Source organism: Paenibacillus polymyxa, from assembly GCF_001719045.1.
Lineage (GTDB): Bacteria > Bacillota > Bacilli > Paenibacillales > Paenibacillaceae > Paenibacillus > Paenibacillus polymyxa_B.
Map to the genome: position 1 here is coordinate 4,042,866 of NZ_CP015423.1, position 25,960 is coordinate 4,068,825.

The 25,960-nt window shown below is 47.6% G+C and carries 21 protein-coding genes; 17 read left to right on the forward strand and 4 right to left on the reverse strand.

Annotation, left to right across the window (positions count from 1 at the left end; translation table 11 throughout):
- The first annotated feature begins 20 nt into the window (after positions 1–20).
- The 4 genes from AOU00_RS18050 (at position 21) to AOU00_RS18065 (ending at position 6,213) form a co-directional block, all read left to right on the forward strand.
- On the forward strand, positions 21–2,696 hold the full coding sequence (locus AOU00_RS18050) for a PAS domain S-box protein (RefSeq protein WP_069291252.1): 2,676 nt from the start codon (positions 21–23) through the stop codon (positions 2,694–2,696).
- Between the two features lie 161 nt (positions 2,697–2,857).
- Entirely contained in the window at positions 2,858–3,247 is a 390-nt protein-coding gene (locus AOU00_RS18055; protein WP_061831053.1) for a GntR family transcriptional regulator, read from the forward strand.
- Complete coding sequence (locus AOU00_RS18060; protein ID WP_069291253.1) at positions 3,240–4,142, forward strand: ABC transporter ATP-binding protein; 903 nt, start codon at positions 3,240–3,242, stop codon at positions 4,140–4,142. Before AOU00_RS18055 ends, AOU00_RS18060 begins: the two co-directional genes overlap by 8 nt.
- Positions 4,117–6,213 (forward strand): DUF6449 domain-containing protein, encoded by a 2,097-nt coding sequence (locus AOU00_RS18065; protein ID WP_069291254.1) that lies wholly within the window; start codon positions 4,117–4,119, stop codon positions 6,211–6,213. The genes AOU00_RS18060 and AOU00_RS18065 overlap by 26 nt, the downstream gene beginning before the upstream one ends.
- Before the next feature lie 81 nt (positions 6,214–6,294).
- On the opposite strand, the gene AOU00_RS26685 is transcribed toward AOU00_RS18065, so the two are convergent.
- Positions 6,295–6,582 carry a hypothetical protein gene (locus AOU00_RS26685; protein ID WP_069291255.1) on the reverse strand — a complete coding sequence of 96 codons (288 nt, stop codon included), beginning with the start codon at positions 6,580–6,582 and terminating at the stop codon, positions 6,295–6,297.
- A gap of 99 nt (positions 6,583–6,681) precedes the next feature.
- Here AOU00_RS26685 and AOU00_RS18075 point away from each other — a divergent pair, with 99 nt between their 5' ends.
- The 4 genes from AOU00_RS18075 (at position 6,682) to AOU00_RS18090 (ending at position 10,949) form a co-directional block, all read left to right on the forward strand.
- Positions 6,682–8,133, forward strand: coding sequence for a PstS family phosphate ABC transporter substrate-binding protein (locus tag AOU00_RS18075; RefSeq protein ID WP_061831060.1), 1,452 nt, complete (start codon positions 6,682–6,684; stop codon positions 8,131–8,133).
- A gap of 146 nt (positions 8,134–8,279) precedes the next feature.
- Positions 8,280–9,521 (forward strand): WD40/YVTN/BNR-like repeat-containing protein, encoded by a 1,242-nt coding sequence (locus AOU00_RS18080; protein WP_069291256.1) that lies wholly within the window; start codon positions 8,280–8,282, stop codon positions 9,519–9,521.
- A 13-nt stretch (positions 9,522–9,534) separates the two neighbouring features.
- A complete protein-coding gene (locus AOU00_RS18085; RefSeq protein WP_069291257.1) occupies positions 9,535–10,398 on the forward strand; it encodes an aldo/keto reductase in 864 nt (287 codons plus the stop codon).
- A 14-nt stretch (positions 10,399–10,412) separates the two neighbouring features.
- Positions 10,413–10,949: a mismatch-specific DNA-glycosylase gene (locus tag AOU00_RS18090; RefSeq protein ID WP_069291258.1), complete on the forward strand. Its 537-nt coding sequence runs from the start codon at positions 10,413–10,415 to the stop codon at positions 10,947–10,949.
- Positions 10,950–11,045: 96 nt separating this feature from the next.
- On the opposite strand, the gene ald is transcribed toward AOU00_RS18090, so the two are convergent.
- Positions 11,046–12,176 carry an alanine dehydrogenase gene (gene ald / locus AOU00_RS18095; protein WP_069291259.1) on the reverse strand — a complete coding sequence of 377 codons (1,131 nt, stop codon included), beginning with the start codon at positions 12,174–12,176 and terminating at the stop codon, positions 11,046–11,048.
- A 244-nt stretch (positions 12,177–12,420) separates the two neighbouring features.
- Between ald and AOU00_RS18100 the strand changes: the two genes are divergently transcribed.
- The 7 genes from AOU00_RS18100 to AOU00_RS18130 all read left to right on the forward strand — a co-directional run bounded on the left by AOU00_RS18100 (position 12,421) and on the right by AOU00_RS18130 (position 22,088).
- The gene (locus AOU00_RS18100; protein ID WP_061831065.1) at positions 12,421–14,085 is read left to right on the forward strand and encodes a PucR family transcriptional regulator; all 1,665 of its coding nucleotides are present in this window, start codon (positions 12,421–12,423) and stop codon (positions 14,083–14,085) included.
- 101 nt (positions 14,086–14,186) lie between these two features.
- The gene (locus AOU00_RS18105) at positions 14,187–15,710 is read left to right on the forward strand and encodes a copper amine oxidase N-terminal domain-containing protein (RefSeq protein WP_069291260.1); all 1,524 of its coding nucleotides are present in this window, start codon (positions 14,187–14,189) and stop codon (positions 15,708–15,710) included.
- A 189-nt stretch (positions 15,711–15,899) separates the two neighbouring features.
- Positions 15,900–17,210, forward strand: a complete 1,311-nt coding sequence (locus tag AOU00_RS18110) for a galactokinase (protein ID WP_069291261.1) — start codon at positions 15,900–15,902, stop codon at positions 17,208–17,210.
- Positions 17,211–17,326: 116 nt separating this feature from the next.
- Complete coding sequence (locus AOU00_RS18115) at positions 17,327–18,244, forward strand: PD-(D/E)XK nuclease family protein (protein WP_069291262.1); 918 nt, start codon at positions 17,327–17,329, stop codon at positions 18,242–18,244.
- 123 nt (positions 18,245–18,367) lie between these two features.
- Positions 18,368–19,072, forward strand: coding sequence for an SGNH/GDSL hydrolase family protein (locus AOU00_RS18120; protein WP_081330733.1), 705 nt, complete (start codon positions 18,368–18,370; stop codon positions 19,070–19,072).
- Positions 19,073–19,213: 141 nt separating this feature from the next.
- Positions 19,214–20,554: a hemolysin family protein gene (locus tag AOU00_RS18125; protein WP_069291263.1), complete on the forward strand. Its 1,341-nt coding sequence runs from the start codon at positions 19,214–19,216 to the stop codon at positions 20,552–20,554.
- 262 nt (positions 20,555–20,816) lie between these two features.
- Positions 20,817–22,088: a methyl-accepting chemotaxis protein gene (locus AOU00_RS18130; protein WP_061831071.1), complete on the forward strand. Its 1,272-nt coding sequence runs from the start codon at positions 20,817–20,819 to the stop codon at positions 22,086–22,088.
- Between the two features lie 93 nt (positions 22,089–22,181).
- Here the strand turns inward: AOU00_RS18130 and AOU00_RS18135 are convergent, their stop codons facing one another.
- Positions 22,182–22,394 carry a hypothetical protein gene (locus AOU00_RS18135; protein ID WP_025723740.1) on the reverse strand — a complete coding sequence of 71 codons (213 nt, stop codon included), beginning with the start codon at positions 22,392–22,394 and terminating at the stop codon, positions 22,182–22,184.
- A gap of 133 nt (positions 22,395–22,527) precedes the next feature.
- On the opposite strand from AOU00_RS18135, the gene AOU00_RS18140 reads away from it, so the two are divergent.
- A complete protein-coding gene (locus tag AOU00_RS18140) occupies positions 22,528–23,310 on the forward strand; it encodes a YwaF family protein (RefSeq protein ID WP_069291264.1) in 783 nt (260 codons plus the stop codon).
- 137 nt (positions 23,311–23,447) lie between these two features.
- Here the strand turns inward: AOU00_RS18140 and AOU00_RS18145 are convergent, their stop codons facing one another.
- Positions 23,448–24,239 (reverse strand): SDR family oxidoreductase, encoded by a 792-nt coding sequence (locus tag AOU00_RS18145; RefSeq protein ID WP_061831073.1) that lies wholly within the window; start codon positions 24,237–24,239, stop codon positions 23,448–23,450.
- Positions 24,240–24,498: 259 nt separating this feature from the next.
- Here AOU00_RS18145 and AOU00_RS18150 point away from each other — a divergent pair, with 259 nt between their 5' ends.
- Complete coding sequence (locus AOU00_RS18150; protein ID WP_069292082.1) at positions 24,499–25,872, forward strand: N-acyl-D-glucosamine 2-epimerase; 1,374 nt, start codon at positions 24,499–24,501, stop codon at positions 25,870–25,872.
- Positions 25,873–25,960: the final 88 nt, after the last annotated feature.

Genomic DNA, 25,960 nt, shown 5'->3' on the forward strand with positions numbered 1-25,960 from the left:
CACAAAGGAGGAGATTCATTGTGTTTTCTGCTGCTCGACGACTGCCTTTGCTGGAACATATGTATAATCATGCCCCGACAGGAATCGTGATTTTGTCGAGGGAGGGGAAGTGCCTGTACGTCAATCCCGCCTTTTGCAAAATGGTCGGATATGAGCAGGAGGAATTACTAGATATCCGATATTACCATCTCTTATATAAAGAGGCTCAGGATCAGCACGGGTTGAGGGAGGCTTACGCAGGTTGGCTTAAGGCTACAGATCAAGTCTATAAGACAGAGCTGCGTTTGAAACATAAACGGGGAACATCCGTCTGGCTATCGCTGGAATTAACCATATTTGATGATGAGGCTACCGAACAATCTTATTTGATTGCGTATGCAATGGATATTACGGAGAAAAAAGATATGGAGCAGGTGCTCTCGGATAATGAGGATTTGTACATGCTGATTACGGAAAATACGCCGGATGTTATCTCATATAGCACAGCGGACGGCATACTCCAATATATTTCTCCTTCGGTGGAAAAACTCCTAGGCTATACAAAGCAGGAAATGCTCGGCAAAAAGCGGCTCCAATTCTACCATGTTGAAGATGCCGATTATATGCGTGTACATGGACTCTTCAAGGAAACAGGCATCATGAAGCGGCGTGTTCGTCATAAGGACGGGCACTATTTGTGGCTGGAAGTATCGTACCGCATTATTCGGGATGAACAGGGCAGAATCAAGCGAGTACTGTCCATCGGACGCAACATCACAGAGCGCCAGAAGAGCGAGGAGAATTTGGCAAAAGCTCAGCAGTTGGCGATGTTCGGCTCATGGGACTGGGATCTGGTCAACAATGTTATGCATTTCTCCAAGGAATTTCGTAGCATTTTTGGTTATCTTGTCAAGCCGGTTGAAACAAGTATTGACGCGCTCATGGCGGCTGTTCATCCAGAAGATACAGAGCGCATGAAACAGATTATCACCAACGTTATATTAAAGGGAGTTCACGAAGAAACCTTTTACCGGATTGTATTGCCCAATGGGGAACAAAAAGTACTGCGTTCAATCTGGGAAGCTGAAATGGACGAGCATGCAGGCAAGCCCGTTCAAGTGGTTGGTATGATCCAGGATGTTACAGAGCACCGGGAAATGGAGCAGCGTCTGCGCGAAAGTGAAAACCGTTATAGGTCACTGTTTCAGCATAATCCACTTGGGATATGCGCCGTGAATATGGAAGGTCATATCTTGAGTGTGAATCCGAGCTTGGTGGAGCTTACGGGTTATACGAAGGATGAGCTGCTTGGGGCTGACATACTTATCATGGCTTCCTCTGAGGAACAGGACAAAATCAAGCGTCATATGGAACTGGCCAAGCAGGGTGAGACGCAAACCTATGAATCGGAATTCATACATAAGGAGGGGGAGCGTCTATTCATTAAGATGACGAATATCCCGATTTTCGTGCAAGAGGAAATTGTAGGCTGCTACGGGATTATAGAAAATGTGACCCCTCTCAAAAGCTACATTGCTCAAATTGAAAAACTTAGTAATGAGCATTCGCTTATTTTGAATGCCGTATCCGAAGGAATTGTGGGTTTAAGTAACGAAGGACATGTCCGCTTTATGAACCCGGCAGCTGTCGAGATGTTCGGTGTAAGTTCGGCCAATCCGCTGAATGGCGCATGCATAGATATGATCCGCCATGCTGACGAAATTGGCAGTCATTTTCCAGACGAACAGTCCTCTATTCTTCAAGCGATTCGAAGCGGAGCCTCTTATCAGGCTGAGGAAGCTGTATTTTGGAAAAAAGACGGGTCCAGCTTTCTGGCCTCCTATCGAATCAGTCCTTTGATGGATAATGGCGAGCGAAAAGGCGCTGTAATGGTTTTTGTAGACAGGACGAATGAAAAGGAGATCATTCGGGCCAAGGAGTCTGCTGAACGCGCCGATCGGGCCAAGTCAGAGTTTCTCTCTGTGATGAGTCATGAGCTCCGTACACCGATGAACGGCATTATAGGCATGGCAGGGTTACTGGCAGATACTGAATTGGATGAGGAGCAGCGTAGCTATATAGACATTATTACCAGCAGCAGCGGTGCTTTAATGCAGATATTGAATGAGATACTGGATTTGAGCAAAATCGAAGCTGGCAAGATGTCTTTGCTACACGAGTCCTTTGTGCTAGATGATGTGGTCGGCAGTGTGGTTGACCTATTCATGACGCAGGCTATGGAAAAAGGCATTGAGCTAGAATGGCATGTGGATCAGGAAATGCCGGGGATGCTGGTCGGTGATCATGTGCGTATTCGACAGGTGCTGGTGAATTTGGTGAGCAATGCGATCAAATTTACGGAGCGAGGGCGTGTAAATATCTTTGTGGAAAGAAAGGCTTACAGCCGTCGTAAAAATAGATGCCTGATTGAGTTTAGTGTAACGGATACTGGAATCGGTATTCCAGCAGACCGCCAGCATCTATTATTTCAGCCTTTTTCCCAGCTTCATCCGGCACTGAACCGAAAATATGGAGGGACAGGACTGGGATTGTCCATCTGTAAAAACTTGGTTAAGCTGATGGGGGGTTCCATTGGTGTGGATAGCGATGAGGCTAGAGGAGCGACGTTCCGGTTCCAGCTGGATCTTAAGCTGCCAGAAGGTTCAACGCTTGCGAATATAAGCCGTGATGAACCTTATGAGTCAAAGGAAGGCTAAAAAGCGATAACCGTGATGCATGATGCATCACGGTTATTTTTGTAAGGAATACCCAAAGAAAAGATTGACAAACTGTTCTAACTGTACTATTAATGATAGTACAGTTAGAACAGTTCAGTATATACAAGTGAATCAGAATAAGTCTTGAAAGGAGGAAGTCCATGTTCGAGCTGGATATCCGCAGCCGCAAGCCGATCTACGAACAGCTTATGGACAGGGTAAAGGAAATGATCGTGTACGGATCACTTCAGCCGGATGAGCAATTGCCTTCCGTACGGACATTGTCCGCTCAGCTCACGGTGAATCCGAATACGATTCAGAAGGCATATCGAGAGTTGGAACGAGAAGGATACATTTATTCCGTTCAAGGCAAAGGCAGCTTTGTCACACCTGCCCAGCATCAGCCACAACAAATCAAGCGGGATGAGATTCGGGTGGCATTGTTAAACCAGATGATTGAAGCCGTCCATTTCGGTTTTACACAGCAGGAAGTGGACGACATATACGTGGAAGCTATACAAACAAAGGAAAGGGGGATGTCCCTTGATTGAATTAAGGGAAGTCACAAAGACATTTACAGAAGAAAAAGCTGTTGATCAGCTAGCCCTTACGGTAAAGAAGGGCTCCATTTTTGGACTGCTGGGCTCGAACGGAGCTGGGAAAACGACCTTGCTCAAAATTATTGCCGGGATTTACCGACCCGATGTTGGCAAGGTGTTAATCAGTGGACAGCCGGTATATGAGCAGCCTGAAGTCAAGCAGCACATTCTGTTTTTGCCGGATGCTCCCTATTTCTTCCCACAAGCGACAATTCGTCAGATGGCCCGGTTTTACCGCTCTATTTATCCAAGTTGGAGTGAAGAACGCTACACACAGCTAACAGGTATTTTTAAGCTGGACCCGAAGCGCAAACTTCACCGATTTTCCAAAGGGATGAAGCGTCAAGCCGCTTTTTTGCTTGCCTTGAGCTGTATGCCTGAGCTGCTGGTTTTGGATGAACCCATTGATGGTCTGGACCCCGTGATGCGCAGAATGATCAAAAATCTCTTGTTCCAAGAAACCGCTGCACGTGAGATGACCGTCGTAATTTCATCTCATAATTTGCGTGAGATTGAAGACATGTGTGATCATGTGGGCATTATGCACCAAGGACGGATGCTGTTGGAAAAAGAGGTCGACGACCTCAAATCTGATACGCATAAGGTGCAGGTTGCTTTTCGGGACAGCATGCATGAGGAAGCTGTCTGTGGCCAACTTTCGGTCGTACATAAGGAGCGGAGGGGCAGTGTTCTGCTGCTTATTATCCGGGGTGAGCGAGAGCGGATTGCAGAGACAATTGAAGCGTATGAGCCGCATGTATTCGATTTGTTGCCGCTGACGCTTGAGGAAATTTTCATTTATGAAATGGAGGACGCAGGTTATGACATCCAACCGATTCTTCTGTAGCGGCGGCGTAATTCGCCAATGCTTGACACAGCATGGCTGGATCGGTCTATTGTACTTGGCGGGATTGCTGTTTACAGTACCGCTGCCATTGTTTATGAGCATTGGTGATGAACAACCGCGAGTGGTTTTAAAAAGCTTGTTCGATAGCACAAACTCGGGTAATGAATTGCAAAAATTAATTTTAATGACCGTACCGGTGCTGGCAGGCGTGATGCTGCTTCGTTTTGTTCAGCGACAGGGGCCATCCGATTTGTATCATAGCCTACCTTTGCGTAGAGAGCATCTATTAACGGCACATTTCATTAGCGGTCTTATTCTTTTACTTGTACCTGTGTGGCTGACTGCGGGAGTAACTGCTTGGGTTAACACGTCAATCGAACTGCCTTATATTTTCCATATCCATGATATTGGATCGTGGGCTCTGGTCGTATCCGTCCTTACGATTTTCCTGTTTACCTTTACCGTGTTTGTAGGGACTTGTGTGGGACAATCGTTGCTACAGGCCGTAGTAGTGTATGTTTTGCTGCTATTGCCTCAGTTTCTATTCATGATGATGGGGCGTTTTCTGGAACGTAATTTATACGGTTATGTGCGGGTACGAGAAACCGTTGTCCAATATATTAACGGTTCGGAGTTTCGTAGTAATAATAATGTTTGGGAAAACTTATCGCCGTTTGTACGCATTGTGGAGAACTTGCCGCAGCGCGCCTTTTCCTACATAGAGCTACTTGCCTATTTAGGTATCTCTCTGCTGTTTGTCGCCTTGAGTTACGGTTTGTATCGTAAACGCTTGGTCGAAAAGGCGACTCAGGCCATAGCATTTCCTTTCTTACAGCCTTTGTTCAAGGCAGGGGTTATACTATGCGCCATGCTAGTACTAGGTGATTATTTTTATAATCCAGGTACAAGAGGAGTAAATTGGTCGATTTTTGGCTATACACTTGGAGCTATTTTAGGCTACATCGTTGTAGAGATGGTCATCCGCAAGACATGGCAAATTGTGCGTGTTCGTGCTTTGGTGGAAATGGTTGTTTACGGTGTGATCATGGGGCTGGTACTATATATCCCGATTTCGGGTTGGTTGGGTTATGAGGGGCGGATTCCAACAGCTCACTCCGTAGAAAAGGTTTATGTCGGGCAAGAGGAGCCTCTAGGGGGAGATGCACAAACAGAAGCTTATTACTCCCAAGACAGGGCTTACATCGCCTCTGTGCTGAATTTACATCGTGAACTCGTACGTGCACATGCAGCTGGTGAGAAAACGTTGTCCAAAAACCTGGCGGTTGAATCGGCAGTCATAGTCTACCGTTTGGATGATGGTTCCACCATGACTCGCCGCTATACATTCCCGGAGAAGCCCTTCCGGACAGAACTGACTAAAGTGATGGAAGCAGAGCCTTACAAAATGGTGAGGTACAAGTTGGATAAGCTGCAAGGAAAAGCAGAGACGATTAATATCCAATCCGTAGATGATAATGAAAGACGAGTGGTTTTAACCAATCCCAAAGAAGCACGTGAATTTGAAGATATACTCAGAGAAGAAGTATTAAATATGAGTTATAGCGAAATGCAATCACATCGATATCCCCTAGGGAGTGTTTCTATTACAAACAAAGAGTCATCCTTTACCAATAACGAACCGAGCTGGACTCGTGAATTTTCATTTGATTGGCCGGCTTCATATCACAAGCTTACAGGTTGGCTAGAGCAAAAGGGGTATGCGGATAAGGTGATCATTGATGCCAAGGATATTTTTTCGATACGGGCTGTTCCTATTATTACTGAAGAGCTTGAACCTTATCAACCCAATCAGTATATTGAAGACTATAAGCTATTTAAAAGCATCCAACAGAAGCATAAAGCAATAACGATTGAAGACCCGAAGCTGTGGAGCACTGTACTGGAAAAGCGTAGATCTAATAGCTATACTCCAAATATGACGAAAGGCACTTACCTGGTTCAGGTCAAGATCAAACCTTTATTTAGTTCAGATCCCCATACACGCTATTACTATTTTACTCCGAACGATATGACACCGGAGCTTGCAAAGGCTTTACCAGCAATTCCTTAAGCCCACGATATGGCTATACAGGATGACAAATCCCCTCCGTTTGGCGATGCCGGGTTCGATCTTGTGCTGAATAAGCATGAGTCATTTTCGCCAACGGAGGTACGACGTATTTTGCACTTGTTTACTATTTAAAAGCCATTGAATGGCAGATTGCAGACTTTCAGCCAGAGAAATATATAGAACAGCTGTATGGCTGTATTTGGATATCCAACGTGATGGGTGCTGGGACGTGAAGCAGCACCGTTTTTTGATCCATGCCAGAGCGATATAAAGAAGATTCGATACCAAAAAGGTCTTTCCCGTGGGGGAGGCCTTTTTTGCCATACGCAGCTTGAGTGCCTCCTCATTCGGATGATCGGATAAGGACATTTTTATCCTCCTCTCGTATACTAATCTTTACCATAATTGTACAATGAAGAAGCAATGGCTTACAGTCTCATTTCATTCATTAGATATAGGGGGATGTACATGTCTGATCCAAAGAGAGTTATAACCAAGCCGGAAAAGGATGAGTCTGTGCGGATAGCATGGTTTTGGCCATGGCTGGGCGGTACGTTTATGTTTGGATTGTTTTCAGTCATGTTTAATGTAGTTTGGAGTATGGTTGTGGCACCCCAAGTGCAGCTTCTGCTGAGGCATGAAGGTGTCACAGATACAACTGTGTTTGTAATATTACTTCTATATGCATGGATTATCGGTCTCATTTTTGCAGCTTATGGTGCCTTGAGTGCGCGTATGTCTAGCATGGGCAAGCTTTCGCTGATGCTGACTGGGCTATTATCATTATTATGTGGGCTGTGGTTGTGGATTGTAGGCATACAAGGGTCTGGTGGCCAACCTGCTGAAGTGGGAGGGGCGTGGGAGCTGTTTTCACTTTATCACGCTTGGGCAGAACCTGTACTAGAGGTATTGGGGTTATATACACAGCGTAGCGGAATCTGGTTTTTGCTGATCGCACTGCTACCCATAGCTGGCATGGTAGTCGGGGTTGGGGTAGATCGTTATCCTGCGGTGACCGACAAGCACGGAAAGGTGGACCATAGATGGCAATGGGTTGTAGCTGCAATATCTGCTGCGCTCATTATTGTGCTGGTGATTACGATCATGCTTCCTCAACGTCCGTACATTGCGGAAAGGGATTTCCCGGTAGTAGATGGAGCTACAGCGGCCATTCCATTCGCGCAGGATATGCTGCATGAATTGACCGGAATGAACAAGGTTCGTGCGGCTCACGAACTGAGATTCAACACAACACATCAGGCTTATGTCAATCTGATTGAAAAGAAGGCGGATTTGATACTGGTGGCGGGTCCATCTGATGAGGAATTACGCCTGGCAAAAAGTCGGGGAATTCAAATGAAGCTTACACCCATTGGGTGGGATGCATTTATTTTTCTCGTTCATAAAGGCAATCCAGTTAACGGACTTTCTTCGGAGCAGGTACGCAGCATATATGAAGGATCTATTCGTAACTGGAGTGAAGTAGGGGGAAAGCATCAGCCGATCGTTGCTTATCAGCGGGAGGAGAATTCAGGAAGTCAAACATATATGCAAAAGAAAGTGATGAAAGGTCATGACATGGCTGAACCTCCTCGGGAACTCCGAATTGGTATAATGGGTGAAATGATTAATGCAGTCGCAGATTTTAACAAGGATCACAATGCGCTCGGTTATTCATTTTATTATTTCGCAAATGTGATGCATAATCGTCAAGAGGTCAAATTTTTATCTATTGATGGAGTGGAGCCGAACAAAGAGCACATTCGCTCGAAACAATATCCATTCACAGCTCAACTGTTCGTGGTCACACGGGAAGGCGAGAAACCAAGCCCTTCGATGCAACGATTACTCGAATGGCTGCAAAGCGAAGCAGGAACCCGGGCCATCGAAAAGGGTGGCTTTGTTCCTGTAAACTCGTAATCCTGTAACGATGATTCGCATACAGTCACCGTATATTCACCTTAAGAGTGAAACGAAGACAGCAGGGTAATACATAGAATATACATGGCTGTGAATACAATACCCGCACAGCCATGTATATCACCAACATAAGGGGATGAACGAAAATGAAGAAAAAAACATCGGTCTGGGTGCTTTTACTCGCCGTAGCCATAGTGACAGCGGGGTGTGAAACAGGCTCACAACCAAGTTCGCAAACAGGACAAACGGCTCAAAATGAGCAAAAGGGTGCCGCCTCGGCACAAGCGAATGGTTCGGGAGCGACTGTAGATACACCGAAAACAGGAGGACAAGCAACCACAGATGCTACTCAAGCGAAGGTCCGCATGGACAATATTACCGCGTTGCGTTTGATTGACGGCCAATCCGGCTGGATCGGCGGAAATGGCTGGATTGCCCGAACGGACGCGGCTGCATCCGGTTCAGTCGGATCGACGTGGAATGTGCAATATCAGGGCCAAGGTACGGTTCAGCAGATTTTTGCCTTGAACGGGCAGCAGGCTTGGGCTGTTATGGCAGATAGCGGAACGCTGCTGGCCACTCGCGATGGCGGCAAACGCTGGGAGGTTGTCGGGACTGTACCTGAGCAAGGGCAAGCGGGCTTTTTACACTTTGTATCATCCAAGGAAGGGTTCAGTGGCAACCAATATACGAAGGATGGCGGGCAAAGCTGGTCCTCGCTCCCCGTGCCTGGCCACTTGGTAGGACAGCCATATTACCATGATCAGCAAAACGGCTGGGCAGTTACGCAGGACACAGACCGTTCGTTTCAGATTTTACACACGGTTAACGGGGGCCAAAAGTGGACTACTGTCATGTCACGGACAACGGAGGCGCCACTAAATGGAGCCATTATTCGTTCGGTAGAACGTGGCAACGCATGGATCGAGCTGGTTGGCGATACGGGGATGAATCAGACGTCGTATTCGCTTTGGCATACTGCCGATAGTGGACAAAGCTGGCGTGCTGTGCTGGCGAATACCACTGCTGGCGGCGGTCCGGCACCAGGTATTAGCCAGCAAGACAACCAGGTTCCCAAAAATGAAGGGGCTGCACCAGGTATGCTCTATGCGGTTAATAGCAATACCGCATGGATGGGCGGCTACTGCGCACCGTGCGACAAGCCCAATACCATCGGCTGGACGACTGACGGCGGCAAGACGTGGAACAATGGCAAGCAAGGCTTTGACGGTTATGGTGGTCAGCAAATCGGGATGGCAAATGCCAAGGAAGGCTGGGCTATTTTCTCGGATTCAGAGCAGGCCCCAGTCATGTATACCACCTCGGATGGTGGACAGCATTGGGCGCAGAGCCATGTATTTGACAAGCCTGTGGCATCAGGCTCCTAAGGAGGGAATGCATATGAGCCAACATAAGAAAAGTGTGATTACCTGGACTGACGGTCGTGATGTGCCGCTAATCGGGCAGGGCACGTGGCATATGGGTGAAAAAGCGTCACTCCGGCAGGAAGAAGTGCGCGCGCTTCAACTTGGCTTGGAGCTGGGCATGACGCTGGTGGACACGGCTGAAATGTATGCGGAGGGCGGCGCAGAAGAGATCGTCGGAGAGGCCATTCGGGGTCGCCGGGATGATGTCTATCTTGTTAGCAAGGCGTATCCTCATCATGCGGACCGTCAAGGACTGGCTCAAGCGTGCGAAGCGAGCCTAACCCGAATGGGAACGGAGTACGTGGACATGTATCTGTTGCATTGGCGTGGGAATATCCCGCTGGAAGAGACGATACAAGGTATGGAAAAACTGCGTGAGCAGGGCAAAATCCGCAGCTGGGGAGTGTCCAATCTGGACAAGTCCGACATGGAGGAGCTATGGAGCCTAAGTGGAGGCGAAGCCTGCGCTGTCAACCAAGTGCTGTATCACGCAGCTTCGCGGGGCATCGAATATGATCTGCTACCTTGGAGCCGTACGCATGGGGTGCCTGTGATGGCCTATTGCCCGATTGCCCAAGGTGGCCGCCTGCGACGGGGGCTGTTGGAGCATCCTGTTATGGTAGACATTGCTGCCAGCCACGGGGTAAATCCATCCCAAATTGCGCTCGCTTGGGTCATACGGGACGGTGATGTCTGGGCAATTCCGAAGGCGGTGCAGGAATCGCATGTACGAGAAAATGCAGCGGCAGCAAGTATTCGGCTCACTCCTGAACAACTTCAACAAATAGACGAAGTTTTTCCTCCGCCAACGCGGAAGCAGCCGCTGGATATTGTTTGAGGAAGGAGGAGCCCATGACAGAGCGAGAGACAGAACTGCATGAGGTAGATGATCATCTGGATTATGGATTATCCGTTGTATTCATCGGCTTTAATCCCAGCTTGAAATCAGGCGAGGTAGGACATCATTATGCGAATCCGCGCAACCGATTTTGGCGCATACTGGAGGGAGCAGGCTTGACACCTCGCTTGTACGATCCATCGGAAGATCGGGAGCTGCTAAAGCTGGGCTTCGGCTTTACGAACATTGTTTCCCGTCCCACGAGGGGAGTAGAGGATATTGCACGCGAGGAATACGCCGAAGGACGTCTGAAGCTATACGAGAAGCTAAAGGAATACCGCCCGAAGGTTGCTTGCTTTGTCGGCAAAGGCGTGTACACCGAATACAGTAAAAAATCCAAAGTGAATTGGGGATTTCAGCCTGAACCGCTCATTCCCGAGATGCATGAATTTGTGGCACCTTCGTCTAGCGGACTGGTGCGCATGTCGCTGGAAGAAATCACAGATATTTATCGCCATCTCCAAACGTTCCTTTCGTCAGAAATCGTCTGAAATGCAGTAAGCACGGTGAATACAGCTAGCACAAAAAGAACCACACGCTTCAGTCCCTGCTGGGAAGAGCGTGTGGTTCTTTGAGTTGTTTCTATTCTATTGTAAGGCTTTCGCCTGCCATGCCTGTTCCACGGGAACATAAGGATATCCCAGATCACGTGCAACCGCTTCGTAGGTAATATGTCCGTTCAGGACATTGGTGCCGCTAAGCAGTGGCTTGCTTCTGCGAAGCGCCTCCTGCACACCCAAATCTGCGAGTTGGAGAGCAAAGGGGAGCGTCGCGTTCGTCAGGGCGAGCGTCGAGGTTTGCGGTACCGCGCCCGGCATGTTTGCTACCGCATAGTGAATGACGCCATGCTTCACATAGGTAGGCTGATCGTGTGTGGTGATATGGTCAATCGTCTCGACTATGCCGCCCTGGTCGATGGCCACATCCACAATCACAGAGCCGGGCTGCATCGTCTGTACCATGGCTTCCGTTACGAGCCGCGGAGCTTTGGCACCAGTGATCAGGACAGCACCGATCAGCAAATCACTTTGCGCCACGGCTTCAGCAATGTTGGACGGGGCGGACACCAGCGTATGGAGCTGATTGCCAAAAATATCGTCTAGTTGGCGCAGTCTTTGCAGGCTCAGGTCGATCAGTGTCACATCTGCCCCGAGACCGATGGCGACCTTGGTAGCATTGGTACCGACCACCCCTCCGCCAATAATGGTCACTTTACCGCGTTTCACCCCCGGCACACCTGCCAGCAGAATGCCTTTGCCACCCTTTGGTTTTTCCAGCAGTTGTGCTCCAATTTGTACAGCCATTCGACCGGCAACCTCACTCATCGGAGTAAGCAGCGGGAGGCTGCCTTCAACATCTAGCGTCTCATAGGAAATGGCGGTTACGCCGTTATCTGTTAAAGCGCGGGCCAGCGCTGGCTCGGCAGCCAAATGTAGATAGGTGAATAAAATCAATCCTGGTCGAAAATATCCGTATTCAGAGGAGAGCGGCTCTTTTACCTTGATAATCAGATCCGCCTGGGACCACACATCCACAGCCTGCTGCACAAGGGTCGCACCTGCAGTGGCATAATCTCCGTCTGTAAAGCCGCTTTCAACACCTGCATGGCTTTCCACAAACACATGATGTCCGTGTTGAATCATTTGAGCTGCACCTGCTGGCGTTAGAGCGACACGATTTTCATTGTTTTTAATCTCTTTCGGAACCCCAATTTTCATTTCATTCACCTCTCCTAAAAATAATTGTTAAGAAAATTACACTATCATTTTTGTGCAGCCTGCCGATTAGTTACATGGACTCAAGCCGATAAATGCAATTCATGTTAGATTAGGTACAGTTTACAAGGGGTGAAGCTCCTTGACATCATACATTTTGTCGGATTATCTGACTTAAAGGCTCGACTTTTTGATGAATATATGTCATATAAAATGACATAAAGACATATACATAAGGAGAATGCCGATGAACGGTAAAAAAACATTTACCATTGCGGATGTGCTGGAACGTCCCGTTTTCCGGCGGGCGAAACTGGCGGCGGGGGAACAGGGTGTACATCGCCTTGTGGGTTGGGTCCATGTGCTAGAAATCACAAATGTTTCTCCGTTTGTGAGCCGTCATGACTTGATTTTGACGACCGGCCTGTGGCTCACCCGGAAGGGGGAAGAGCGTGCCGAGTATATGGAGCAACTGATCCGCTCGGAAGCCGCTGGATTGTGTGTGGAGCTGGGCACGAGCATTCATGAAATCCCCTCTGAAATTCTGGAGTTGGCGGAACGACATCACTTCCCGGTCATCGTATTTGAGCAGCCAGTGCGTTTTGTTGAAATTACACAAGATATTCATTCCCTACTTATTAACCGACATCATGAACTTCTAAAAGATCTGGAGCGATTTTCACGTCAGCTTCAGCAGGAAACCCTGCGCAGCACTGATATGAACGCCCTCTTGCGTGTGCTTCATGACTATGCAGCCCGGCAGGTCATCTACATGTCTTCCATTGAAACCAATCGATTCGTACCTTCCGTCCAGCCGGATCTAGCGGACCGTATTGCAGATTTTTATGCCAATGAAGTGGAATCTAGTATGACCGCCGATCGGGAGGGGCATCTGCTGTTTCACCTAAATGAATCCACTGCCGTCTTGTTCCAGCCCGTTGTATGCTTCGGTCAGGTGTTTTCCGCAGTAGGTTTGGTACTGCATAGTGAAATGCCGACGGAAGAAATGTCGCTGCTACTCGATTACACTGCCAAGGCAGCCGCTACATTGGTGCTGAGAACACAGTTTCTTGAAGACCGATTGCTGCGTAATCAAAATGAATTGATTCAGGATGTGCTGAGCGGACAGCTTCCCAGTGAAGAACAGGCTCAGACCCGGATGGGCCTGCGATTGTTATCGAAGGGGCAGTATTTATTTTGGGCAGGGGTCATTGAGGTAGAACATCAGGACAAGGATGCCAGTCAGGTACGCAAGGAATCCATCAATCAGGATGTGCTAGTGCTGCTTCGTTCATTGTTGAAAAAAGAAACGTTGCACAACCTGCTGATGATGAAGGGAAGTCAATGCTACATCCTTTGTGCCAAGGAGGAATTAACACTGCGTTCCGCAGCGCAAATGAAAAAAGTGCTTGCCCATACTGTTCAATATATTCAGAACTATGCCGCAGGACAGCTTGATAAGGTGCGCATTCATGCAGGCTTTGGTAAGGTAAGGTATCGCATGACGGGGACGGATCGCAGTTTTGAAGAGGCATATGAGGTCATTGAAGTGGCACGAAGCGTCCCAGTTATGAAGGATCGGTTGTTTTACGACAGCATCGGAATCTATCAGTTGTTGAAGGCGGTGCCCCGCATTCCATTTCTACAAGAGTTCGTAGAGGACCATTTGGGCGAGCTGATTGCGCATGATCGTGAGCACCATATGCAGCTTTTGGATACACTGGATGCCTATTTTCAATCCCATGGCTCCAAGCGTGATACCGCCGGAATTTTGTACATTCACAGACAGACCCTTTATAATCGGCTGGATAAAATTAATGAAATCATAGAGGGAAATCTGGCAGACCCTGACAAACGTCGTTGCCTAGAAATGGCACTACTGGCTTACCGGATGCTTCAGGCTGAAAATTGATTCTAAATAACTAGTTCTATTTTCCATTCTACTCATTTACAATGCGTGTTAACACTGAGATAATAGAAGAGATTACGGAAATATCTTGAAAGGGGATTAATATGAATATAAAAAAATGGATCGCCGTCCCTCTTATTCTGTTAATGGTAGCTTTGACAGGTTGCCAGGCAGTAGGTGGATTTGATGTAAGTAAAAGTTTATTGGGAACACTTGATGTGAAATCCCAGCAGACAACGGAGAAAATCTCTCTTAAATTGACTCCAAAAGAAGGAATCACGCAAGGAGATAAGGAAATCGTAGATTTGATTAATTCGATTTCCGTCACTGTGGATGAAGCCAAAGTACAATCGGAGGAACTTGCTTCTGCCAAAGGTACATTGCACATCGATAAGTATAATTTGCCGTTTGAACTTGCTTTAGACCGCCAAGGTTTGGCTATTCAACTGGAAGGTGCCAAAAAACCTTATTACATATCTTTGAACTCGCAAGAGAGTGTGAGCGGTCTGCCTGCTGGATTTGATCCATATGTATATTCCAAAGACGTGAGAGAACTGACGAAAACAGCCGCTGCACTTATGCTCAAGCATGCGCCTAACCCTTCTACCATTTCTGCAACGTCTGTAACCGAGGAAGTATACGGTGAGAAAGACAAAGTGAAACTGACCCATCTGCATGCTGAACTTCGTGGTGATGAGCTGGTAACATTGGTAAAACCGTTCCTGGCGAATCTGGCCAAGGACGAAGCAGGCTTGAAAGAGCTGATCGGGCAAGCCATTGATATGACTAAAACAATTGCTTCCGGCATGAATATTGAAGGTAGTGATAAAGTAACAGCGGAACTGAGTGCTAACAAAGAAAAAATGGTCAATGAGGCTTATACCGAAGTTAAAAAGTATTTGGATCTGGCCGTTGATCAGTATGATGTAGGCGTTAGCACCATGTATGCACAGTCCCCTGAAATCAAAACGGTCCTGAGTGCTAACACGGTTCTGAAAAGCGACATGTATTTTGATGAAAAAGGAAATGTTCGCAAAGCGGCTACAGACCTGACGGTTGCTTTGCCAGATGTGGACGGTCTTCCGGTGAAGTCCTTCACAATTCTGACCGAAACTCAATCCTGGAACGTCAATGGTAGTGTGACGGCTGATAAAGTGGATATTTCTAACGGTGTTATTGACTTGAATAAACAAGCTGAATTAACTCCGGGAGCGACGCTGCGCAATTTTGAAGCGAATTCTCCGATCTACAACATTTTAAAAAATGATTTGAAAATTACAAAAGTAGAAACAACTTTCGATCCTAAAGACGATTACTACGTCTTGGAGAATCGTGGTGGTACTGCCTTTATTCCATTGCGTGAACTGACGAGCGAACTGAACTCCGAGTTAAAATGGGATGCAGCTGCCAAACAGACTACTGTAATTGATGATATTACAGGTAAGACGATTAAGCTGAAAAGTGGCTCCAAACAGGCTGTATTGGAAGGAAGCACATTGACGCTGCCACAAGCTCCATATACGGATGAATATGGTACATTGTATGTTCCTTTCAAATCAGTTGCCGAGGCGCTTGGCGCCACAGTAACTCGTAATAATGATGGGGAATATGTACTGAAACGCGACTAAAAAGAAATTCAAGGAACCGGCCCAATTAGGGGCTGGTTCTTTTTTTGTTATATTGGTAAAATGCTCAGTAAAGCGATTAAAATAAGCGCTTACAAATTTTAAAAGTGCCATACTTTTATACAGGGAGAATTGAGATAATGATAGTATCATTCCAGCATAGCAAAACACATACAATTAGGGGGATATACGATGAAAGATATGGAACTATTGAATTCCAGAGAGGGACAAATGGTGCTTGCCCGAATGTACGGTCAACAGCAAATCTCTGAGCAAACGACTCGATATGAATCCCTTATACAGGCGTATCGGGAGCATTTTGGTGTAGGGGATATTGAACTGTTTAGTGCTCCGGGGCGCTGCGAAATTGGTGGAAATCATACAGACCACAATCACGGGAAGGTGCTGGCAGGCAGTATTACACTCGATACCATCGCTGCAGCTTCTAAAGTGGAGGAGTCTGTAATTACATTCTTTTCTGAAGGCTACAAGACGAAGTACGTCATCGATTTAACCGACTTGTCGCCAAAACCGGAGGATGACAGTACGATGCTGCTGATCCGTGGCATTGCTGCTGGTCTACTTGAATTCGGATACCGTATCGGGGGATTCCAAGCTTATATATCAAGCAATGTGTTCTCTGCTTCAGGTTTAAGTTCTTCCGCTTCTTTTGAAATGTTGATATGTACGATATTAAATCATTTTTATAACGAGGGAGCGTTAGATGCTGTTGTTAAATCCAAAATTGGTCAGTATGCGGAAAATGGCTATTGGAACAAGCCGTCGGGGCTGCTCGATCAGATGGCTTGCGCGTATGGCGGCTTGATTTCCATTGACTTTGAAAATCCCAAGGAACCGATCATAAATCCTGTTCATTGGAATTTTGAACAAAACGGATATTCCCTCGTTATTGTAAATACAGGTGGAAATCATGCTGATTTAACGGACGATTATGCGGCGGTGCCCAACGAAATGTTTGCAGTGGCTCAGTCTTTAGACGCTTCGGTTTGCCGTGACTTATTGCCGGAGGATCTATATGCCAACCTTAAAATGGTCAGGGGAAAAGCAGGAGACCGTGCAGTGCTGCGGGCGTTGCATTTTTTTGAAGAAAATAGACGTGTGGATGAACAGGTGAAATCACTGGAGGAGGGGCGCTTTAATGATTTCCTGAGGCTCGTTACCGAATCTGGTAATTCCTCATGGAAATGGCTCCAAAACGTATATAGAAGTGGGATTGCGCGGGAACAAGACGTATCGGTTGCACTGGCTTTAACCGAAATGTATTTAAAGTCAATTGATAACAGCGCATGCAGAGTACATGGTGGTGGCTTTGCTGGTGTCATCTTGACGATTCTTCCGAATGATCATGTGGATGATTATAAGGAGTGGATCAGCGGCATGCTGGGAACTCCGGTACTTGTTGTCAACGTCCGTGAGGACGGTGCTGTTAATGTTAGTGATTTGATACATGTTGAACGGACTCATTGCGAGTCTACAAACTAGTCAGTCAGTAGAAGACTTTAACCCATGGGTTAAAGTCTTCGTCCTTTTTATCGCCGATACAGCTTGGGTTTGCGTTATAATAAAGAGATGATAGTTTTAATGAAGGAGGGCCTGTCATGGCTATATACCCGTCCTGGTCCTATTCGCAATCGAGGGCTCAAACGTTCGATGAATGCTTACGCAAATACTATTATCATTATTACGGCTCGCATAATGGCTGGAATTCGGCGCAGGGCACTGAAGAGCAAGTTACGTTGTATCGGCTCAAGCAACTGAGCAACTTATATATTTTATTCGGGAATATTACGCATCAAATGTGCGAATCAGTCATACGTGGATGGATGGAAAAAGGGGCTATCCCGCGCACAGCATACCTCGAAACAGCTATGAAGAACATGTTGAATAACAGCTACAAGGAATCGCTACACCGTGAGCTATGGTTACAAGATCCGAAAAATCGCGTCATGCTGGCGGAGGTTTATTACGACGACGAGGTGCTTCCAGAACGGATCGCCCTTATTAAGGAGCGACAGCACGCGGTGATACAGAATTTGTACCGTACTGCGGTTTGGCGTGAACTGCAACAGGGAAAGGCCCGAATTGTAGAAGTGGAGAAGTGGGATACGATGCTCCTTCATGAGACGAAAGTGTATGTCAAAATGGATTTGCTCTATCGTAGAGACAATGGAGACATGGTCATCGTGGATTGGAAAACAGGCAAGGAAGGCGATTTTTCCGACCAACTTTTTTTGTATGCTTCCTATGTGCAGGAGCACTATCAGCTTCCTTTGGAGAAGATTGAGGTACGTGTGGAGTATTTGATGACAGGAGAGCATGAGGTATATCGTCCCGCGCAAGAGGATATCGACAAGGTGGTTGGTAATGTCGGACGATACATCGATGAAATGAAGTCCTGTCTCGATGACGATTACTATAATCGCCCCAAGCCCGAGTCTTTCTTCACTCCGATGCCTTCACGCAGAGCGTGCGGAGGCTGTAATTTTCGCGAGGTGTGTAAGTACCGAGCGGTGTGAAATGACTCGATCGCCTTTGCCCCCGGATTCCTACCCTAATTAAAGCTAGTGAATCCGGCTATATGGCAAATCTATAATTCTTCTATATTTTGAAACCGCTTTATAATTTAGAAGATGCGAGGTATGATAAGGGTATTATTGGAAAATGCGAAGGAGGAAGTTAGGAAGATGATGAGTACAGAACATGCACGTATTCTTTTTCAGGGAGATTCTATAACAGACGGAGGAAGGGGACGGAATGAGGATGCGAACCATTGGCTGGGTCAGAGCTATGTGTATCTGATCGCAGGTGCATTGGGGAGCCGTTTGACTACTACGCAGCCAGAATTTGTGAACCGGGGAATTTCGGGGGATCGAGTTTCGGATTTGTATGCACGCTGGAATGAGGACATGTTTAGCCTGAAGCCAGACCTGCTCAGTATTCTAATCGGAGTGAACGATGCCTGGCGGATCGTCGAGCAGGAGCCGTCCGGGGTGACGGACCGATTTGAACGAGCCTATCGCCACCTTCTGGAAGAAACGCGTGAAGTGATGCCCGATATCGGGCTGGTGTTGTGTGAACCGTTTATTTTGAAAACGGGAGCTACCGAGGCGCGATGGGACATTTGGCAAGAAAAAATAACGGGGTATCAGCGTATTGTACGTCAGCTTGCGGACGAATTTGGGGCCGTATTTGTACCGCTCCAGAGCATGTTGAACGAAGCCGCTACCCAGGCGGACGCCTCCTATTGGCTGCATGACGGGGTTCATCCGACAGCGGTTGGGCATCAGTTGATAGCTGATCAATGGATAGATATCGTGCAAAAGAGTCCGCTGGCGATTCGCTAACAGGGTCATACATAGTCTACTCCTTGTCATTTTTGGGTAATACACGATTATGGACATCATTACTTATGTTATGGTTCCATCCAAAAATGAATGTCAAAGGGGGTGCTTCTTGCTTCGTTATGAACGGAGCAAGAGAGGGCTATGGAAACGATAAATATCATTCTGGTTATATTACTTATCGCATTAACTGCGTTTTTTGTGGCCTCGGAGTATTCCATTATTCGTGTGCGGGTATCTCGCATCAATCAATTGGCCTCTGAAGGCAACAAAAATGCGAAAGCCGTTAAAAACATTTTGTCTCGGCTGGACGAGTATTTATCTGCTTGTCAGCTCGGAACCACATTAACCTCAATGGCGCTAGGCTGGCTAGGGGAATCTACTGTTGAACATCTGCTACACCCCCTGTTTGTATTGGCTCATATTCCGGCAGGCCTGACGGGAGTGCTCTCCTTTTTGCTGGCTTTTTTGATCTTGACCTATTTCGAGGTGGTCATTGGGGAGCTGGTACCGAAAACATTCGCCATACAGATTGCTGAACCCATGGCATTGTTTTTTGCCCGTCCGATCACGATATTTTATAAAATGACCTATCCCCTGAATTGGGTGCTCAGTCGTTCATCGCGTGTCATTACGGGTCTCTTCGGGCTCAAAAAGGTATCTGAAGAAGATGCAGCACTCAGTGAAGCTGAGCTTCGTTTGGCGTTATCTGAAGGCTTTCGTAGTGGTGAAATTACACCGACAGAATATCGATATCTGAACAATGTATTTGATTTTGACGACCGTGCGGCGCAGGAAATTATGGTACCGCGCATCCATATCCGTTCCATCTCCCACCAGGCAACAGTGGCCGAGTTTATGGAGCTGATCGAGGACAAAGTTTATAATTTTCTACCTGTAGCTGAACATGGAGACCGGGATCGTATTATCGGAATGATTCGCGTCAAGGAAGCCCTGCATGATTTGGCACGTGGGCACAGCACAGGGAATACGACGATGGCTTCTTATATTCACCCGGTACTTCAGGTTATCGAGACGGTTCAGGCTCGGGATCTGCTGATTCAGATGCAAAAACGACGCATTCCAGTAGCGGTGCTGGTGGACGAATATGGTGGAACATCTGGACTTGTCACACTGGAGGACATTATGGAGGAGATTGTTGGAGATATTCCTTCCTATACCGACACCGAACCCCCCGCAGCGTTAACTCCACTCATTACAAAAACAGATGATCATCGTTACATACTCAAATCGCAGGCGCTCATTCATGAGGTCAATCGGCGCTTGGAGACGGATATTGAGGCCGGGGACGTATATACGATTGGCGGATGGATGCTTTCAGAGCGTTTTGATATCCAGCAAGGAGAAAAGCTGACCATTGGTGCATGGGAGTTTACCGTACTGGAAAAAAACAGTCACCAAATAGACACAATTGAAGCGATTAAGAAAGCAGTCGTTGAACAGAAAAATGACAATGATTTTTAATAATGGAAATTGACTTTGTCGGTAACAGCTCGCTTAAGATGTGACGAATGGCCTGTAAAGCTTGTGACAGCGCGATTCGTCCGTTTTAAGATGCAAGTTGCTACCTGGTAACATATTGTTTTTTGTAATTAGGATAGGGGACTTAAGACTCTGTATCTTTATGCTCATAAATATATCTGTCTGTGAAAAATTCTACTAGAAATGTAGCAATTTTATGGTAAAATGGAATCAAATTTGAGTTTTTTGGGGTGGGCTACAGTACATGAAGATGTCACTAGGTACGAAAATGGTTACTGCATTTGTCTCAATTTCTGCAATAACCTATGGAACAAGCGCTTTTTTTATTTTTGTACTCAAGGACTGGCTGGCTCAAGGTACACAAGAATGGGTGTACACTTCGATCATTCTGTTATTGGGTGTCCTGTGGAGTGGCATTTTGGGCTGGTTGATCTCAAAATTACTCACACGGCCAATTGTTAGGTTGGCAAAGGCGGCAGAGGAAGCTTCGGCGGGGAACCTGTCTGTTGTAATTCCTGAACGTCGTTCGGAGGATGAAATCAAAGTTCTGTATGATGCATTTCGGCATATGATGCTGAACATTAAAGATATGTTCAATGAGATCTCGTACAGCACCAGAACAACTTCGCAAAGTGCGGAAAATCTGAGCTTGGCTATTGTGCAGGCTACCACACAAATTGAGTCCATGTCTTCGGTGGTAGAAGATATTTTGAATGGCGTGGAGCAGCAAAAGCAAGCATCTGCCCAATCTATTAAAACAGCAGACCGAATGCTGGGCGATTTTAAAATGATGCGTAGCAAATCGGGGCATATGCTGGAACTGTCAGGCCATATGGAGCATTCAGTAGATTCGACGCAGACTGTATTTTCATCCCTGATGGATGGAATGGGAGAGCTGACAGCATCACATGGTCGTTCGCAGCAGGTAATTGCACGACTGGAAAAAGAAGCTTCCCAAATTGAAGCGATTACAAGCACCGTGAAGGATATTGCCGAACAGACCCATCTGCTGGCGTTGAATGCTTCCATAGAAGCGGCGCGTGCGGGAGAAGAAGGGAACGGGTTTGCGGTAGTGGCTCACCAAATTCGCGCACTTGCCGCCCAAAGTACGGAGTCTGTGCAGCAAATAAATGCCATCGTTAGCCGTGTCCAGTCACAAATCGTAGAGACAGTGCAGTTGATGCATCAGCAAACGTCATTGGTCAGTGCTGAGGCGGAACGGACAAGCTCTGTGGATCAGACGCTGAACCGTTTGAACGCTATTGTACGTGAATTTGTCGAGAGCATCCGATTAATGGAAGAAGCCGTGACGGAGCAGACGAATCGGGTAGATCAAACCTTTGAGCAGATCCATCGTATTCAGCAAATGTCAGGGGCCTTCTCTGAAGGAGCTCATAAAATTTATAAGGCTGCTCATGAGGAGACAGCAATTATGCAGGAAATTTCGTCTTCTTCCGAGGATTTGAAAGTGCTTACGAATAAACTCATGATGAAAACACGTGGAATGCAACTATAACAGAAACCATCATGTGAGGCATGATATATACAAACAAAATATAGCCGCTATACACCGGAAAACGCAGCAAAATGGTTCCCCGGTGTGTAGTGGCTATTTTTTAATTTCAAAAAACTCACATTGTTTTCTGGGGTGGTAAGCCAGATCACTGACGCTGGATTGCACGACAATGGTTTGATCGTCAAAACGGATTATGATTCCGCCAGAGCCAATCAATTGGTCATCCTGAAATACCCGGACACGCAGATGACGTTCCAGTGCCTCGCTGAAATCCTGATCTGTAATTAATCGGCGATTAATGGCCATGAGGGTTCTCCTTTGAATATAATATCTTTTATCATAAAGGTAAGGTATGGAACAAGCAAGAAACACGGCTAGAACATAATCGGCTATTGGGTATAAAATAGAATGCAGAGAAAGAGATCAAAGGGGGCTAGCTATGGATAGGTCGTGGTCAGGGCCTTGGTTCGATGCCAACGCGCCAGAAGGGTTCGAGGCTTTTACTCCGTCACATGGGTTGGCTATATTGGGACTCATTGTATGCGCTTTGATGCTGTGGCTGACTCGGGGATGGATTCGGTCGAACAAGCCTATAAGCGAGGGAATTCGCTGGTTGTTAATTACAGTCCTCATTCTGTCAGAGGTGACTCTGAATATTTGGTATGTGATGCAGCATATTTGGGATATCCAGACCTCATTGCCATTAGAACTGTGCAGTGTGACACTGCTGCTGTCAATCCTGATGCTCATTTTTCGAAGCCGCTGGTTATATCCGATTATCCTTTTTGCCGGAATTGGAGGGGCGCTTCAAGCCGTACTCACGCCTAATTTGGCATACGCATTTCCGCATTATCGTTTTATCCATTTTTTCATAGCTCATAGTGCTATTATTCTGGCAGCCTTGTATATGACCTGGATAGAAGGACTCCGACCGACGTGGAAGAGTGTGGGAGGAGTGATGCTTTTTCTGAATGGCCTGGCGCTGAAGGTGTGGATCGTGAACGATGCTCTCGGAGCTAACTACATGTTTCTGGCCGGAAAGCCGTCAACACCGTCGATATTAGATTTTTTAGGGCCATATCCTCTGTATATTGTGGCAGAAGAGGCCATTGCGCTCCTGTTCTTTTCTCTTCTGATGCTGTTGTTCGAGGTGCTTCCGGGAGGCAGGCTGTATGTCCGCTCACGTAAAGGAGCTGTGCATAGTGCTGACAGGTCGTCATAGAGACGACATAGAGAGGTTGTAGAGGCGTTGTAAAGCCATATAAAAGCAGCCTTTTCCACAAGTATATGACTAGGGATAAGGCTGCTAAGAAGCCTAAACAGTTGTACGAATGGGTATAACGTTCCCCATTCTAATACTTAACGCAGTAGTGATTCTGCTCCGTCTACATAAATTTCCGTACCCGATACATGAGATGACTCGTCTGAGGCGAGAAACAGGACCAGATTGGCAACCTGCTCTGGCTCACCAGGGGCATCCTCTAGCGGATGCTCTCCGCCCTTCGGAAATTCGACTGGAATTTGTACCTTCTTCAAGTCTTCCGAAGGGTACGTGTTATCGTCAATTTGCGTGTCGATAGCTCCCGGGCATATCGCGTTGACCCGAATTTTGTAACGTGCCAGCTCCAGCGCTGCCATTTTCATAAAAGCAACCTGAGCTGCCTTGGTGGAGGCGTAGGCTGAGAATCCAATACCCGAAAAGGTTCGATTACCGTTGATGGAGCTGGTAATGATAATGCTGCCACCGCGTTCTTTCAGGTAAGGGACGGCATATTTAACGGTAGCAAAGGTGCCACGAAGATTAATGTTCATCGTGCGGTCCCATTCCTCCAGCTCCAGCGTTTCAATGGGGGCCATGGTTCCGTTAATGCCTGCGTTGGCGAAGACGATGTCCAGCTTTCCGTACGTTTCCACGACTTTAGCGAACCCCTGCTGAATCATATCCGGCTTGGATATATCACATTCCAGTACAAGCGCCTCGCCGCCAGCCTGCTCGATGATTGCTTTGGTCTCCTCTGCATGCTTGGGTGTCCGATCCAGCATGACCACCTTGGCGCCTTGTTCTGCAAAACGGATCGCGGTCGCCTTGCCAATTCCTGAACCTCCACCACTGACCACTGCTATCTTTCCTTGCAATCTCTGCTCTGCCATTGACTATTCCTCCCATTCCGTTCATAAACTAAACCTGACTCGTTATTCCATACCTCTGGACGTTGAGGGTGAAACAGTCACAGCTGGATTTCACCCCATTTGCGAAATATGGTAACATAGGCGAACCAGCAGGAACTTGTAGCAAAAATATATAGCAGGAACAAGTATGGAGAAGACCGAGTGACGGAGGTGGATCGAATTGAGCTATAACGCAAATGACCGACCCGAATCGACAGACGCTATAGCACTGACCGGAAAAATGAAACCGTGGGCACTAAGCGGCCCCAGTATTCAAATCGATCCGTTGTTTCCCTATTACGCCAACCGTTCGCGGGACAGTATAGCAGATGAGATCGCCCTTGCGGGCTACCAGACCGTTCATTATTTTGTCGTACGTGAAAATGAAGTGGATGGAGCGCTTGTTGCTGCTTTTCAACGCAGAGGCATAGCGGTGTGGGCAATGGTGCTAGGCAACGGTTCTTTTGGCGTGTCCCAGCTGCCGCCGGAGTGGAAAGAATGGCGCATGAAGCTGCTGCGCGAACCGAACGACGGATTTCAGCGGCTTTCGCATTTTGCCCAGGAGTATGTGGAATGGAAAAAGAACGCCGCTGCCCGGCTCGTCACCGACATTCCGTTCGACGGGTTCGAGGTGGCGGAGCCTTATTTCCCCGAATGGAACGGGCTGCGCAGTGGAGTGTACGGGGATATTGGGCCGCATGCACAGCGTACCTTTCGCGAGCGCAGCGGTGAGAACATTCCGGATTTCCGCGACAAGCATGCGCGGAATTACTACCGGAAGGTTCCGAACCTGTACGCGCAGTGGGTCGACCTGCGCGTGGACGCCGTGAACGGCCTGATCAGCGAGCTGGTGAACGGCGCAGGCGGTGTGCGCGATGTCCGGCCGGACATCTGCGTGGCGACATGGTCGCTTGCTGTGAGCGGGCGCGGCGATGTTCCCGGCCAGCTGCGGGAATGGCAGGGTCTGGACGCGGTAGCCATGATCGGGTGCGTCGCCCCGGATATGCACGTACTCCAGACCCATTGGCCGGACTGGATGCGCCGCCGTCTGCCGCCACAGTATATTCGCGGCTATGCCCGCATCGCGCAGTCGATTCGCGCCGCTTATCCGGGCCTGCCCCTCGGGGTGCAGGCGGATATCGGTTCGCTCGCGCGGATGGTTCGAGACCGCGAGTGGACGCGGCGGTTCGGGGCTACCGCCCTGGAGGGCGACTACGACGCCTGGACCGCCTATGAATACCATGTGGGTGGTTACATGTACGATGAGCCGCCCAAACCGCTTAGGGCGGAACGTTCAGCCGAAGATGAGGTGGTTATTTCTTTCAGCAAGCGAATTGTCACGCCGTCTGTAGATGAGCTGCGTATTTGGAGCCGGGAGGACAGAGCAGGTACAACATGCGACCTGAGCCGCCACCTAAGGAACGATTCATTAACGTTGCTGGAGCTTGTGGACGCCGTAGCAGACGGAAACCGTCTATTGCTGCGTGTACGCAATTTACCAGCGGGGGCGTTCAGCTTGCGCCTTGATGGTGTGCAGGATACACCGCAGCTATGGCTGCTCAAGGGAAGGAAGGCACATCGCAATCTGCCAGAGGATGAAGTGAGGGTTCCTTAAAATTTGGGTAATAACAAAATAACAGCTGTATAAATGGCTCATTTGCCGTAGCATTTTTGAATTGTATACTTTGAGGCAACATCTTTCA